General features: G+C 62.0%; 13 protein-coding genes and 1 pseudogene. 2 read left to right on the forward strand and 12 right to left on the reverse strand.

The genetic code is table 11. The annotated features are described in order from the left end of the window. Positions 1-32 precede the first annotated feature (32 nt). The 4 genes from ACODSJ_RS17760 to ACODSJ_RS17775 form a co-directional block, all read right to left on the reverse strand. The gene (locus tag ACODSJ_RS17760) at positions 33-1,343 is read right to left on the reverse strand and encodes an MFS transporter (protein WP_489102974.1); all 1,311 of its coding nucleotides are present in this window, start codon (positions 1,341-1,343) and stop codon (positions 33-35) included. A gap of 194 nt (positions 1,344-1,537) precedes the next feature. Continuing rightward, the gene (dgoD, locus tag ACODSJ_RS17765) at positions 1,538-2,686 is read right to left on the reverse strand and encodes a galactonate dehydratase (RefSeq protein WP_489102975.1); all 1,149 of its coding nucleotides are present in this window, start codon (positions 2,684-2,686) and stop codon (positions 1,538-1,540) included. A 58-nt stretch (positions 2,687-2,744) separates the two neighbouring features. Next, entirely contained in the window at positions 2,745-3,365 is a 621-nt protein-coding gene (locus ACODSJ_RS17770) for a 2-dehydro-3-deoxy-6-phosphogalactonate aldolase (protein ID WP_256232868.1), read from the reverse strand. 17 nt (positions 3,366-3,382) lie between these two features. Then, positions 3,383-4,366: a 2-dehydro-3-deoxygalactonokinase gene (locus ACODSJ_RS17775; RefSeq protein WP_489102976.1), complete on the reverse strand. Its 984-nt coding sequence runs from the start codon at positions 4,364-4,366 to the stop codon at positions 3,383-3,385. A 246-nt stretch (positions 4,367-4,612) separates the two neighbouring features. On the opposite strand from ACODSJ_RS17775, the gene ACODSJ_RS17780 reads away from it, so the two are divergent. Then, a complete protein-coding gene (locus tag ACODSJ_RS17780) occupies positions 4,613-5,245 on the forward strand; it encodes a glutathione S-transferase family protein (protein WP_489102977.1) in 633 nt (210 codons plus the stop codon). Positions 5,246-5,249: 4 nt separating this feature from the next. On the opposite strand, the gene ACODSJ_RS17785 is transcribed toward ACODSJ_RS17780, so the two are convergent. Continuing rightward, positions 5,250-5,732, reverse strand: coding sequence for a GNAT family N-acetyltransferase (locus ACODSJ_RS17785; protein WP_489102978.1), 483 nt, complete (start codon positions 5,730-5,732; stop codon positions 5,250-5,252). Positions 5,733-5,896: 164 nt separating this feature from the next. Between ACODSJ_RS17785 and ACODSJ_RS17790 the strand changes: the two are divergent. Further along, positions 5,897-6,142, forward strand: a pseudogene (locus ACODSJ_RS17790) (Rho termination factor N-terminal domain-containing protein); the annotation flags it as partial. Positions 6,143-6,281: 139 nt separating this feature from the next. Here the strand turns inward: ACODSJ_RS17790 and araH are convergent. The 7 genes from araH to ACODSJ_RS17825 all read right to left on the reverse strand — a co-directional run bounded on the left by araH (position 6,282) and on the right by ACODSJ_RS17825 (position 13,416). Further along, a complete protein-coding gene (gene araH / locus ACODSJ_RS17795) occupies positions 6,282-7,250 on the reverse strand; it encodes an L-arabinose ABC transporter permease AraH (RefSeq protein WP_260960841.1) in 969 nt (322 codons plus the stop codon). Positions 7,251-7,259: 9 nt separating this feature from the next. Beyond that, positions 7,260-8,804 carry an L-arabinose ABC transporter ATP-binding protein AraG gene (gene araG, locus ACODSJ_RS17800; RefSeq protein ID WP_489102979.1) on the reverse strand — a complete coding sequence of 515 codons (1,545 nt, stop codon included), beginning with the start codon at positions 8,802-8,804 and terminating at the stop codon, positions 7,260-7,262. A 66-nt stretch (positions 8,805-8,870) separates the two neighbouring features. Next, positions 8,871-9,875, reverse strand: coding sequence for a substrate-binding domain-containing protein (locus ACODSJ_RS17805; RefSeq protein ID WP_489102980.1), 1,005 nt, complete (start codon positions 9,873-9,875; stop codon positions 8,871-8,873). Positions 9,876-10,051: 176 nt separating this feature from the next. Next, positions 10,052-10,888: an SDR family oxidoreductase gene (locus tag ACODSJ_RS17810; RefSeq protein ID WP_489102981.1), complete on the reverse strand. Its 837-nt coding sequence runs from the start codon at positions 10,886-10,888 to the stop codon at positions 10,052-10,054. A 112-nt stretch (positions 10,889-11,000) separates the two neighbouring features. Then, positions 11,001-11,876, reverse strand: a complete 876-nt coding sequence (locus tag ACODSJ_RS17815; protein ID WP_489102982.1) for an SMP-30/gluconolactonase/LRE family protein — start codon at positions 11,874-11,876, stop codon at positions 11,001-11,003. Next, a complete protein-coding gene (locus ACODSJ_RS17820; protein WP_489102983.1) occupies positions 11,873-12,619 on the reverse strand; it encodes a FadR/GntR family transcriptional regulator in 747 nt (248 codons plus the stop codon). Before ACODSJ_RS17820 ends, ACODSJ_RS17815 begins: the two co-directional genes overlap by 4 nt. Before the next feature lie 236 nt (positions 12,620-12,855). Further along, a complete protein-coding gene (locus tag ACODSJ_RS17825; protein ID WP_489102984.1) occupies positions 12,856-13,416 on the reverse strand; it encodes a DUF1285 domain-containing protein in 561 nt (186 codons plus the stop codon).

Consider the following 13,416-nt stretch of genomic DNA (forward strand, 5'->3'; position numbering starts at 1 on the left):
CGGGCGGCATTATGGTCGCCCGTCCCGTCGGACTACAACTCGATGCGCTCGACCTTCCCGACCAGCAGGATGTAGGACAGTGCGCCCGCCAAGGCCAGGACCGAGATGTAGGTAATGGCCGGCGCGAACGAATCGCCGCTGGCGAGGAAGCCAATGACGATCGGCGTGGCGATGGCCGCCAGGTTGCCGATGAAATTGAACACCCCGCCGGTCAAGCCCAGCAGCCGTGCCGGTGCCAGTGTGGAGACCAGCGACCAGGTGATCGACGCCAGGCCATTGCCGAAGAACGCCAGGGCCAGGAACGCGATGACCAGCGGTGTCGATTCGACGAAGTTGGCGCCGATGATCGAGGTGGAGATCAGCAACCCACCGATGATCGGCAGCTTGCGGGCGAAGCCCACCGTGGCACCGCGGCGGATCAACCAGTCGGAGAAGAACCCGGAACACAGCACGCCGACAAACGCCGCAAGGAACGGCACCGACGCCAGCAGACCGGACTTGATGAAGTCCATGCCGCGATATTTCACCAGGTAGGTCGGGAACCACGTCAGGAAAAACCACAGCGTGGAATTGAGGCAGAACTGCCCCAGGTAAATGCCCCACAACTTGCGCTGGGTCAGGACGATTCCCAGGTCGGTCCAGCTGAATTTCGCCTTGGCCTTGGCGCTATCGACCTGGATATCGACCAGCCCGCCGCCCTCGCGGATCAGTTCGATTTCCGCCGCGTTGGCGCCCTTGAAGTCCCGTGGCTCGCGATACACCGCGTACCAGATCGCCGCCCAGACAATGCCCACCGCACCCGTGGCGACAAACACCATGTGCCAACCGAACGCGTGTTGCAGCCAGGCCAGTACCGGCGTCAGGAAGGCCAGCCCGACGAACTGCCCCGAGGTGTAGAAACCGATGGCCGTGGCCCGCTCACGCTCGGGAAACCAGGTGGTGACCACGCGGCTGTTGATCGGATAGGCCGGTGCTTCGAGGGCGCCGACCGCCATGCGCAGCACGAACAGCGCGATGAAACTGGCGGCGAAACCGAGCATCACCGTGGCCGCCGACCACAACAGCAGTGCAACGCTGTAGAGAATGCGCGGCGGCACCCGGTCCACCAGCCAGCCACCGGGGATCTGCATGGCGGCGTAGGTCCAGCCGAATGCCGAGAAAATCAGCCCGACGTGAATGGGGTCGATGCCCAGGTCGCTGGTCAGCGCGGGGGCGGCGATCGAGAGGTTGCTGCGGTCCAGATAGTTGATCACCACGGTGATGAACAGCAGGACCATGATGAAAAAACGCTTGCGGCTGGGCGTCACCAGCGACGCCTGCGCGCTCAGGGTGTGCGCTTGCATGTGAGGTGCCTCTTTTTATGGTTATTGAGGGCGAAACTTATGAGCCGTTACACCAGCCACCGTGGCGAGGGAGCTTGCTCCCGCTGGGCTGCATAGCAGCCCCTCGGTCTATGGGTTTAAACAGCCTGCGACTGCTGCGCAGTCGAGCGGGAGCAAGCTCCCTCGCCACATGGGCTTTGTAGATGTCTAGACCCTCACCACTCAGCAAAACTGCCATCGGCATGGCGCCAGATCGGGTTGCGCCAGCGGTGGCCGATGGCCGCGCGTTCGATGACGTATTCCTCGTTGATCTCGATGCCCAGGCCCGGGCCATTGGGGATCTTCACGAAGCCTTGGTCGTAGTCGAACACCTGCGGGTCCTTGACGTAATCGAGCAGGTCGTTGCTCTCGTTGTAGTGGATGCCCAGGCTCTGCTCCTGGATAAACGCGTTGTAGCAAGCCGCGTCCAGTTGCAGGCACGCCGCCAGGGCGATGGGGCCCAGCGGGCAGTGCAGCGCCAGCGCCACGTCGTAGGCCTCGGCCATGTTGGCGATCTTGCGGGTTTCGGTGATGCCACCGGCGTGGGACGCATCCGGTTGGATGATGTCCACGTAACCTTCGCTGAGCACGCGCTTGAAGTCCCAGCGCGAGAACAAGCGCTCGCCCAAGGCAATCGGGGTGCTGGTCAGCGGCGCCAATTCCTTGAGGGCTTCGTAGTTTTCGCTGAGCACCGGCTCTTCGATGAACATCAGCTTGTACGGGTCGAGCTCCTTCATCAGCACCTTGGCCATCGGCTTGTGGACCCGGCCATGGAAGTCCACGCCAATACCGACGTTCGGCCCGACGGCATCGCGCACGGCGGCGACGTTGGCCAGGGCCAGGTCGACTTTTTCGAAGGTGTCGAGGAACTGCAACTCTTCGGTGCCGTTCATTTTCACCGCTGTGAAGCCCCGCCCTACCGCTTCTTTCGCCGCGCGGGCAGTGTCCGCCGGCCGGTCGCCACCGATCCACGAATACACGCGGATCTTGTCACGCACCTGGCCGCCCAGCAGGTCGCTGACCGACACACCCAACGCCTTGCCCTTGATGTCCCACAGCGCCTGGTCGATACCGGCCAGGGCGCTCATGTGCACGGCACCGCCGCGGTAGAAGCCGCCGCGATACAGCACGGTCCAGATGTCCTCGATGTTGCGTGGGTCTTTGCCGATCAGGTAGTCGGACAATTCCTCGACAGCCGCCGCCACGGTGTGGGCGCGGCCTTCGACCACGGGTTCGCCCCAACCGGTCACGCCCTCATCGGTCTCGACCTTGAGGAAGCACCAGCGCGGCGGAACGATAAACGTGGTCAGCTTGGTGATTTTCATCTTGTTGTCTCTCTTGTTCAGATGCAGCGCACGGGGCGCAAGGAAAAGTGAAAAGTCTTCAGTTCAGGGCATTCCATGCGGCCACGTAGGCCTTGGCGCGCACCGCCACTTCATCCGCTGTCAGGCCCGGCTTGAACAACCCGGAACCGAGGCCAAAGCCCTTGACGCCGGCCTCGACGAACACCGCCATGTTGTCCGGCGTGATGCCGCCCACCGGCACCAGCACGGTCCCGGCCGGCAACACCGCGAGCCAGGCCTTGACCACCGCCGGGCCCATTTGCTCGGCAGGAAACATCTTCAATACATGGGCGCCCTCGGCCAGCGCGGCAAAGGCCTCGGTGGGCGTGGCGACGCCGGGCGACAGGTACAAGCCCGCCGCCTTCGCCGCCCGCAGCACCTTCGGGTCGCTGTGGGGCATGACGATCACCTGGCCGCCCGCCGCTTTCACCTGCTCCACCTGTTCCGGCGTCAGCACGGTACCGGCACCGATCAGGCAATCGGCCGGCAACGTACTGCGCAGGATGCGGATGCTTTCGTACGGCTCCGGGGAATTGAGCGGTACTTCGATGACGCGAAATCCGGCGCTGTACAGGACTTCGCCGATGGCCGCCGCCTCGTCGGGACGCAGGCCGCGCAGGATCGCGATCAACCCGTTGTGCGCCAGGGCTTGTGTGAGCATGTCAGACCTCCAGTCGTTTAACGCGATGCGGTGGAATCGAGCAGCCCGGCCGCCACGGCCAGTTGCCACAAACCACGTTCGGTGGCCTGTTCGGCCAAGGTCACCCGGGCGAAACCGCAGGCGTCGAGGGCCCGTTGATAACGGGCACAGAGTTGGGAATTGCCGATCAACACCACCGTCGGCAAGTGGACGCTGTTGCGGCGATGACGCTGCACTGCGGCCAGCGCCGCCAGCTCATGGCCGATCAACAGGCCGGAGAGGTAGTCCGCCTGCGCGCTGGCAGCGAGTTCGCCGGTCAAGCCCAGGCTGCGGGCACTGAACACCGTGGACAACGGACCGATCTGGCCGTCCGCCGACAACGCCACCAGCACGCCACGATCAAAGGCCAGGCCATCGAACGCCACCCCGCGCTGCTGGGTTCGGCCGAGAATGCTGTGGTCACTGAGCACGGCGAAGATCTCGCCGGTCATGAAGGTGTCGAAATGCACGATGCAGCCATCGGCCACTTCCACCCATTTCGAGTGGCTGCCGGGCAGGCCGATCAGCACCGCTTCGTTGGGCAGGCTGGGCAAGGCGCCGAGCACTTGGGTTTCTTCGCCGCGCATGACGTTGGGCAAGCGCGAGCGCTGAATCACGCCCGGCACGATGTGCACATCGACGCCGCGAAGACTGCGAATGGTTTGCAGGGAATGTCCGAGATTGGCGACGTTGGCCGGCGTGTCGCAGTAAGGCGCTTCACGCCAGCCCTGGGCGCTGCCGACCATGCCGCAGGCGATGACGGGCAAGCCTGGTTGCGCGTCGAGCCAGTCGCCGCACGCTTCGTCGAAGGCCAATTCGAAACCGTCGCTGCAGACCTGGCCGGCCACCGTGCGCGGTGCCGATGGCAACTGCATGATCCCCGACGACAGCGAGCGCTGTTCGAGCACCTCGCCTCCGGCGGCGAGTTTATAAGCCCGTAGTGAGGTGGTTCCCCAATCGAGCGCGATCAATTGCGCCTGCATCCGCTTCACCTGTTCTGATTATTGGGCAGTGAGTGAAGCGGACTATAAACCTGGGCGTAGCAAAATCTCAATATATAAATATCACTCCCATATATTGGGATTTAAAAGATAACCCAAAAGTCCATCGCCATCCCCCCTACGACCCTGCTACGTTTCCTGTCCGAACGCCTCAGAGCTCATGCCTCAGAGCTCATGCCTCAGAGCTCATGCCTCAGAACTCATGCCTCAGAACTCAGGGAAATCGTGATGGGACAATTGCTGAAAATCCTCGGTCGTACTTCCTCGATCAATGTCAGAAAAGTGCTGTGGACCTGCCAGGAACTGGAAATCGCCTACGAACGCGAAGACTGGGGCATCGGCTTCCACTCGACCCATGATCCGGCGTTCCTGGCGCTCAATCCCAACGCCCAGGTGCCGGTGATCATTGACGAGAACGGCGTGCTCTGGGAGTCGAACACCATCTGCCGTTATCTGGTGGGCAAACAGGGGCGCAGCGACCTGTTGCCGGTCGAGCCTGCCGCACGGGCGCGGGTTGAACAGTGGATGGACTGGCAGGCAACCGAGCTCAACCCCTCATGGGGCTACGCGTTCCATGCCCTGGTGCGCAAGAATCCAGACTTCCAGGATCCGCAGCGCATCGCGGCCGGGGTAAAAGGCTGGAACGAGAAGATGGGATTGCTGGAGCAGCAATTGAATCGCACCGGCGCCTACGTAGCCGGCGCGGATTTTTCCCTCGCCGATGTGCTCATCGGCTTGTCGGTGCACCGCTGGCGCCAGGCGCCCATGGAGCGTCCGGACTACCCAGCGGTGGCAGCTTACTGTAAACGGCTCGAAAAACGACCAGGGTTTGCCGAGTACGCGTCCGACGCGCACTCCTGAACCCTCAGTTGCCGCTGGCGAAATCCCGCAGCACCTTGCCGTCCATCCGGTAGCGCACCCACTCTTCCTGGGGTTGCGCGCCGAGGGACTTGTAGAATTCGATGGCCGGGGTGTTCCACTCCAGCACGCTCCACTCGAAGCGGCCGCAATCGTTGTCACAGGCAATTTTCGCCAAATGGCGCAGCAGCGTTTTGCCTGCGCCGCCGCCGCGCTGTTCCGGCGTGATGTACAAGTCTTCGAGGTACAGGCAGTTGCTGCCCAGCCAGGTGGAATAGCTGAAGAAAAACACGGCGAAGCCGATCGGCACGCCGTCTCGCAGGCAGATCAGCCCGTGGGCGGTCGCGCCCTCGCTGAACAGGCTGCGCTCGATGTCGGTCACACTGGCGATGACTTCGTGGCGGGCCTTTTCGTAATCGGCCAGTTCGGTGATGAAGGCAAGGATTTGTGGCGCATCGCTGGGTTGCGCAGGACGGATCTTGATCGACATGAACGGGCCTTGTAGCCAATTGAAAGCGCCATACTAAGCCGCTACGGGGCGCTCGTCACATATCAATCCACCCTCCCGCCAACGCGCCATTCGTCGCGCCCCCAGCACCAACCTCCAGGCTGTGCGGCCCAAAATCAGACAAGGGCTCGAAAAATGGAGGCAACACCGGTGGCGGTGAGCGATCCGGCGGTTCGGGCCAGGACAAACCGGCGGCGGCCAAGAAAGCCGACCGCAAGGAATCCGCCCGCCGCGCCGCCAAGACCCGCGAAGGCCATCCGCGCACCAGCAAGGCCTCCCACCAAGTCCAGACCGTGGACAGCCTGATGAAAGAAGCCCGGGCGAAAAACATTCCCGGGCGTTCGAAGATGCGCAAGCAGGCGTTGGTTGAGGCACTGCGCAAGGCAGGATAATCGTTGACGCCTGGGAGGATGTCATCGCGAGCAAGCCCGCTCCCACACAGGTTTGGGTGTCTATAAGATCGGTGGTGTTCACCGCCGATCCCTGTGTGCGAGCCTGCTCGCGATGCGGGCGACTCGGTTATTGCCGGGTTCAGCGCTGCTTCAAGCGGTCAATCACCACCGCCAGCAGCAGGATCGAGCCGCGAATGACGTATTGATAGAAGGTGTCGATGTTCTTCAGGTTCATCGCGTTCTCGATGATCGCCAGAATCAGCACGCCGGCGATCACATGGCGGATCATGCCGATACCGCCGCTCAACGACACCCCGCCCAACACGCAAGCCGAGATCACGGTCAGTTCGAAACCCTGGCCGATCATCGGTTGGCCCGAGGTCATGCGCGACGCCAGGATCACCCCAGCCAAGGCGCCGATCACGCCATGCACGGCAAAGATGATGATCTTGGTGCGATCGACGTTCACCCCCGCCAACAGCGCCGCTTCCTGGTTACCACCGATGGCCATGGTGTTGCGCCCGTAGGTGGTGTAGTTCAGCAGCCAGCCGAAAAACAGGAAGCAGGCAATGGTGATCAGGATCGGCACGGGCACGCCGAACAGCTGACCGTTGCCGTACACGAAGAACGATTCCTGGGACACGCCCACCGCTTTGCCGTTGGCGAAGATGTAGGCCAGGCCACGGACGATCTGCATCGTCGCCAGCGTGGTGATCAACGCGTTGACCCGCAGCTTGGCAATGACGATGCCGTTGATCAGGCCGACGATCAGCCCCATCACCAGCGCCGCGCTGATGCCGAGGAACACGCTGTTGGTGTCGCGCATCACCACTGCCGCGACCACACCGGCGCAGGCAATCACCGAGCCCACGGACAAGTCGAAGTGCCCCGACGCCAGGCAATACAACATGGTGCAGGCGGCGATGCCGGTGGTGGAAATCGCCAGGCCGAGGCCGCGCATGTTCAGGGGCGAGAGGAAGTTGTCGATCATCAGGGTGCAGAGCACGAAGATGCCGATGGCCGCCAGCAGCATGACCCAGTCATCGAGGAAGCGGCGCAGGTCCAGGGGTTTGCGTGCCGTTGGCAGTGCATTGTTTTGAATGGTCATGATTACCTCTCAGTTCGCCGCGTCGGCAACGCGTTGGCGCGGCAGCGCCAGTTGCAGCAGGTTGGATTCATTGGCCTGGTCACGCGGCAACTCGCCACGCATGGCCCCTTCACACAGCACCAGGATCCGGTCGGAAATGCCCATCACTTCCATCAGGTCGCTGGACACCACGATCACTGCGATGCCCTCGGCCGCCAGGTTGTGGATGATCTGGTAGATCTCGGCCTTGGCACCGATGTCGATGCCGCGGGTCGGTTCATCCAGCAACAGGACTTTCATCGGCATCGACAGCCAGCGACCGAGAATCGCCTTCTGCTGATTGCCACCGGACAGGTACATGATTTTCTGGCCCGCCGTCGGGGTCTTCACCTTCAGCGCCTTGATCTGTTTGTCGGCGTTGCCCCGCTCCCAATCGCCACGCAACAGGCAACCAAGAGTGGAATGGCGGGTACGGGCGCTGATATTGATGTTCTCGCCTACGCTGCCCAACGGAATGATGCCCTCTTTCTTGCGGTCTTCCGGGCAGAGCAGCACGCCGGCGCCGATGGCGTCCCGGGGCGAGCGCAGCTTGAGCTCCTCGCCGTGCAGCACCAGGCGCCCGTCCGTCTGGCGCTCCAGGCCACTGAGCAGGCGCAGTAACTCGGTACGACCGGCGCCGACCAGCCCGAACAGCCCCAGGACTTCCCCTTTATGCACCTGGAAACTCACCGGCTCGCGCAGCCCCGGACCCAGCAGCCGTTCGACCTGCAACGCCACTTCGCCACGCTCGCGGACACGGTAGTCGTAGATGTCTTCGATGTCGCGACCGACCATGCAGGTGACCAGTTGGTCGTGGGTCAGCTCACCCATGTTTTCAAACGTGCGGATGTAGCGACCGTCCTTGAACACCGTCACCGCATTGCAGATACGGAACACCTCTTCCATGCGATGGCTGACATACAGCACCACTTTGCCCTCGTCCCGCAGGCGGCTAATGATCGCCATCAAGCGGTCGATTTCCCGGGCCGAGAGGCTGCTGGTGGGTTCGTCGAAAGCAATGACATGGGCGCCACGGGACAAGGCCTTGGCGATTTCCACCAGTTGGCGCTGGCCCAGGGACAGGCGACCGACCTTTTCCAATGGATCGATTTCGTCAGCCAGGCCTTTGAGCAGCGTCAGCGCCTGCTGGCGCAACAGCCCACGGTTGACCAGGCCGAAACGCGCCGGCAAATGGCCGAGGAACAAGTTTTCGGCAACGGTCATTTCCGGCACCAGGTGCAGTTCCTGGTGAATCACCGCCACACCGCTGGCGATGCTGTCGGCGGTGGATTTGAAATCCATCGTCCGCTCGCCGATCTGCAACTCACCGCTGCTCGGGATGTACGCGCCCCCGAGGATCTTCAACAACGTGGACTTGCCCGCGCCGTTCTCGCCCATCAGGGCATGGACCTGCCCCGGATGCGCAACGAAACTGATATTGGCCAGCGCCTGCACGCCGGGAAAGGATTTACCGATCCCGTTGAACCGCAAGCTGCCGCCGATGTTGTGCTGTTGTGTCGCTGTCTGCGCTTGCATAACCACCTCGAACTCACAGAGATCAAGCGGCCCCGTTGCCAGGGCCGCCCTTGAATCAACCGACCGTCAGTTCCACAGGCCGATCTTTTCCAGCTCTTGCTTGAAGTTCTCCCGGGTGATCAGCGTTACTTCGTCCATGGCGGTGTACTTGGGCGGTTCCTTGCCGGTGGTGACCCACTCGAACATCATCTCGGCGGTCTTGTAGCCTTCGATGTGCGGGCTTGGCAGCATCGAACCGAAGAAGCCGCTGTCAGGTTTCTTCAGCTCGCCAATGGCGTCGGTGCCATTGATGCCGATGCCGATCACGTTGGCCGCCTTGAACCCGGCCGCTTCGGTGGCGCGCACGCCGCCCAGCACAGTGTTGTCGTTCATGCCGCCGATGATCAGGTTTTTCGCAGCGCCTGGCAGTTTCACCAGGGCCGAGTTGGTGGCGTCCATGCTGCCGGGTACGTCGAGGGTCTTGAGCGCGGTGTAGAGGATATGGTCATCCGGGAAACCGGCTTTCTTGAGGGCATCGACCGAACCGTCAGTGCGCTTCTTGCCGGTGTCCAATTCGTTGTAGGTGTTGATCACCGCGTAGGTGTCTTTCCAGTCCCAGCCACGCTTTTTCGCTTCCGTGGCCATGGCGGCGCCCTGCTTCTGGCCCACTTCGAACGCGGCCATGCCCAGGTACGGCACGTCTTCCATGAACTTGCCATCGGAACCGACGAAGCGGTCATCGACGGCGATCACTTTCATGTCATTGAGCTTGGCCTTGGCGACGATGGCCGGGCCGAGGGACACGTCCGGCGGGCAGATCACGAAACCCTTGGCACCGTTGGCGGCGAGGCTGTCGATGGCCGAGAGGGTCTTCTCGCCGTCGGGCACGGCGATCTTGATCACCTTGAAGCCTTTGTCCTTGCCCGCTTTCTCGGCGAACGCCCATTCGGTCTGGAACCAGGGTTCCTCGGCCTGCTTGACCAGAAAACCGATCTTCACTTCTTCAGCCGCCAGCACGCTGAAACTGAGGCTGACTGCGGTAACCGCCAGGGCGGCGCGGCACAGGGAACGGATCCCACGACGATGATTCATAGTTGACTCCTTGTTTTTTTTATTGAAAGCCAAAACGACCCGGGCCCTGCTCCACCACCGATGGAAATGCGCAGGATGAGCGTTCAAATCAAGTTGCTACACAGCATAGGCCTAAATAGTCATATCGTATGATGATTGAATTGCAGGCAAAGTTTCACACTGCAGTCAGCGAACATTCAGTCGTGATACATGACCGAGCGTCCTCCATCGAGGGTGATGCAAGAGGCATTGATGAAAGGCGCTTCATCGCTGGCCAGGAACACGGCCGTCATGGCCACTTCGATCGGCTGGCCGATGCGCCGTGGCGGATGCAGATCCAGCGCACGCTGGCGCTCGGCCTGTGGATCGGCAAAACCGTTCCAGTAGTCGATGTTCAGTTGGGTTTCGATATAGCCCGGCGCAATGGCGTTGACGCGTATGCCCTTGGGCGCGTACTCGATGCCCAGTGCACGGGTCAGCCCGAGCAGGCCATGCTTGGCCACCGGGTAAGGGAAACAGCCGGGAATGATGTGGGATGAATGGGTCGAGGCAATGTTGATGATGTTGCCCACGCCCTGCTCGAGCATCTGCGGCAGTACCGCCTTGCAGCCGTACCAGGCACCGTCCAGGTCGATGGCGAAGCAACGGCGCCAATCCTCTTCGGTCATCTCCAGTGGATCACGGAAGACATTGACGCCCGCGCAGTTCACCAACACATCGATGCGACCGTGCAACTCGACGGCGCGACGGGCCATGGCCTGCAAGTCCGACTGCTGCGCCACATCGACTTTCAGCGCCTGCACATCGGCGCCTCGTTCACGCCAGTGGGCGGCGACTTTCTCGACCTTGTCGGCCTGGATATCGCTGATCACCAGCCGCGCCTGCTGGCAGGCGAAAGCGGCGACGATGGCCTCGCCAATGCCTTGGGCGGCACCGGTGAGCAATACCACCTTGTTTTTCAGGCGTTCGCCTTTCGGGGGATCGGGCACTGGCGGCAAGGACAGCGACTGGGCCCCGAGGGAAGATTGCTGCATCACTTCACCTGTCTTGTTTTTTTAGTGTGAGTGCATGTTGCTAATGGAGTCGACTATAAACCCGACCGCCAAATAATCTCAATATATATATTTACATCCCATATTTAGGGATTTAACCCGCAAACCGTGTGCAGGCCACACCCGGGATATCGACTCGCATCGACAGCACCGCACCGTCCAGCGGATGGCCCAACGGGCTCGCCGCACTGGTGATGTACAACGTCTTGAGGTCCTCGCCACCGAACACGCAACTGGTGGGGCGACTCACCGGCAGTTCAATCACCCGATCGACCTGGCCGCCGGGGTTCAATCGCAGCAGACAACTGCCGTCCCAGCGGGCATTCCAGATATAGCCCCGGGCATCCATCGCCGACCCGTCCGGCCCGCCTCGCGGATGAGGACCGAACCAGACCTCGGCAGGCGCCAGGTTGCCTTCCGGGTAGATAAAGTGGCGGTACAGCGTGCCATCGAGGCTGTCGCCGAAATACACCGTGGTGCCGTCGGGGCTCCACAGCAACGTATTGGGGATGCCCAACCCGCGTAACAGCGGCATGACGCGGCCATCCCCGCCGACGCGGAACAGGCCTCCAGACCGTCGCTCGATGGGCAAGTCTTCGCCCGTCTCGCCGATGTTGTTCTGCATGGTGCCGAGCCAAAGCTGGCCCAACGCATCGCAACGGGCTTCGTTGGGCCGATTGCCCGGCTGGGGATCGGCCATGCACAGCAACGTCAGCCGGGGCTCCAGCCCCGGCGAGTCGAGGTCCAGGCGGTAGACCCCGCTGCTCAAGGTGACCAGCGCATCGCCCTGCTGGGTCGGGATAAAGGCGGACACATGTTCGGGCATCTGCCAGATCTGCACATTGGCGCCGATCAGTCGCAGCGCCTGTTTGCCGGCGATGTCGACCCAATACAGCGCCTGGGTCGGCGCGTCCCAGAACGGTCCTTCGCCCAATTTGGCCCGGTGTTCCGTCACAGCAGTCCACTTCATTGCATTCTCCCGTTCCCGGTCTGGCTGGCGGCGTCTGTCCGGCTGGCCATGACATCGGGGTAAAAGCGTTTTATGACCAGGTCGGCATTGTCGATCAAGGTCATGCAGGCCCACACGCCCCGCGCCGCGTCACGGGCGGCGATGGCGTCGGCAATGTCCTTGTGGATGGGCAAGGTGCGGCGCAGTTCATCCGGGTCGGTGGCCGACACCTCGAACGACACCGCCAGCAGCGCCCCCAGCGCCGGGACCATTTGCTCGATGAATTGATTATGGCTGGCGGCAAGGATGCACTCGTGGAAAAACTGGTCGGCGCGGTTGTAATCGGCGCCGCTGTCCACGGCCCGTTCCAGCGCATGGTAAGCCAGGCGGATCGCCTGCACTTGCTCAGCCGTGGCCCGCTCACAGGCCCAGCGCACCGCCATCGGCTCGATGGTCCGACGCAAGTCCAACAGGTCGTCGACAAAGTTTTCCGGGAGGCCGCTGCGAGACAACCAGCCGACCACTTGGGGATCGAACAGGTTCCAGCGCCGCACCGGCAACACCCGCGTACCGACTTTCGGCCCGACCTCCAGCATGCCCTTGGCCACCAGGGTCTTGATCGCCTCGCGAATCACCGTGCGACTGACGCCCAATTGCTGGCCCAGGTCCGCCTCGACCTTGATGGTCTGCCCAGGCTTGACCTGGCCAGCGGCGATCCAGCCACCCAGCCAATCGACAGTCGATGCATGAAAACTGCTGGACATGAACACCCCGTGAGCCCGTCTCGATAGAGGCTCACGCTAATCATCATATGATTGGGTGTCAATTTGAATTTTCGCTAACCTCAGCTGATACCGATGCTGGATGTTCCGCCGCAATCGCGAGCAGGCTCGCTCCCACAATTGATTCGAGGCGTTCACAAGATTTGCGCTCACCACATCTCTCATGTGGGAGCGAGCCTGCTCGCGATTGCAGCACCTCGGTGCTCAGGACTTAGGATTCAGGGCTCAAGGCCGATAGGGAAGAATTCGCCGCCGCTCCACACTCCCAACCAACGCTGGCCGTCGATCTCACGGCTGACCGCCAACTCCACCAGTTGATAGAACACATTGCGGTGGATGAGGGCTTCAAGATTGCTGCGCACATGGACATAGGGCGCAGGCTCCTGGGTCTGGGGATCGATCTCCACCCGCAGCGGATGTTCGGTACCGGCTTCGGTGATTTCCTCGACGTTGGTGGTGAAGCGCAACAACTGCTCTTCCCCCTGCCCTTCGACGTCCAGGGTAACGGCCACGAACGGCGCATCGTCGACCTTGATGCCGACTTTTTCCACAGGGGTGATCAGGAAATAATCATCGCCGTCGCGGCGGATGATGGTGGAGAACAGCTTGACCATCGGCTTGCGCCCGATGGGCGTGCCCAGGTAGTACCAGGTGCCGTCACGGGCGATGCGCATGTCGATGTCGCCGCAGAAGTCGGGATTCCACAAGTGGACCGGTGGCAGGCCTTTGGTCTTGGGGATCTGCCCCAGCAAGTCATTGGCTTTTTGCGCTCCACTCAT

Source organism: Pseudomonas sp. FG6 (genome assembly GCF_057809015.1).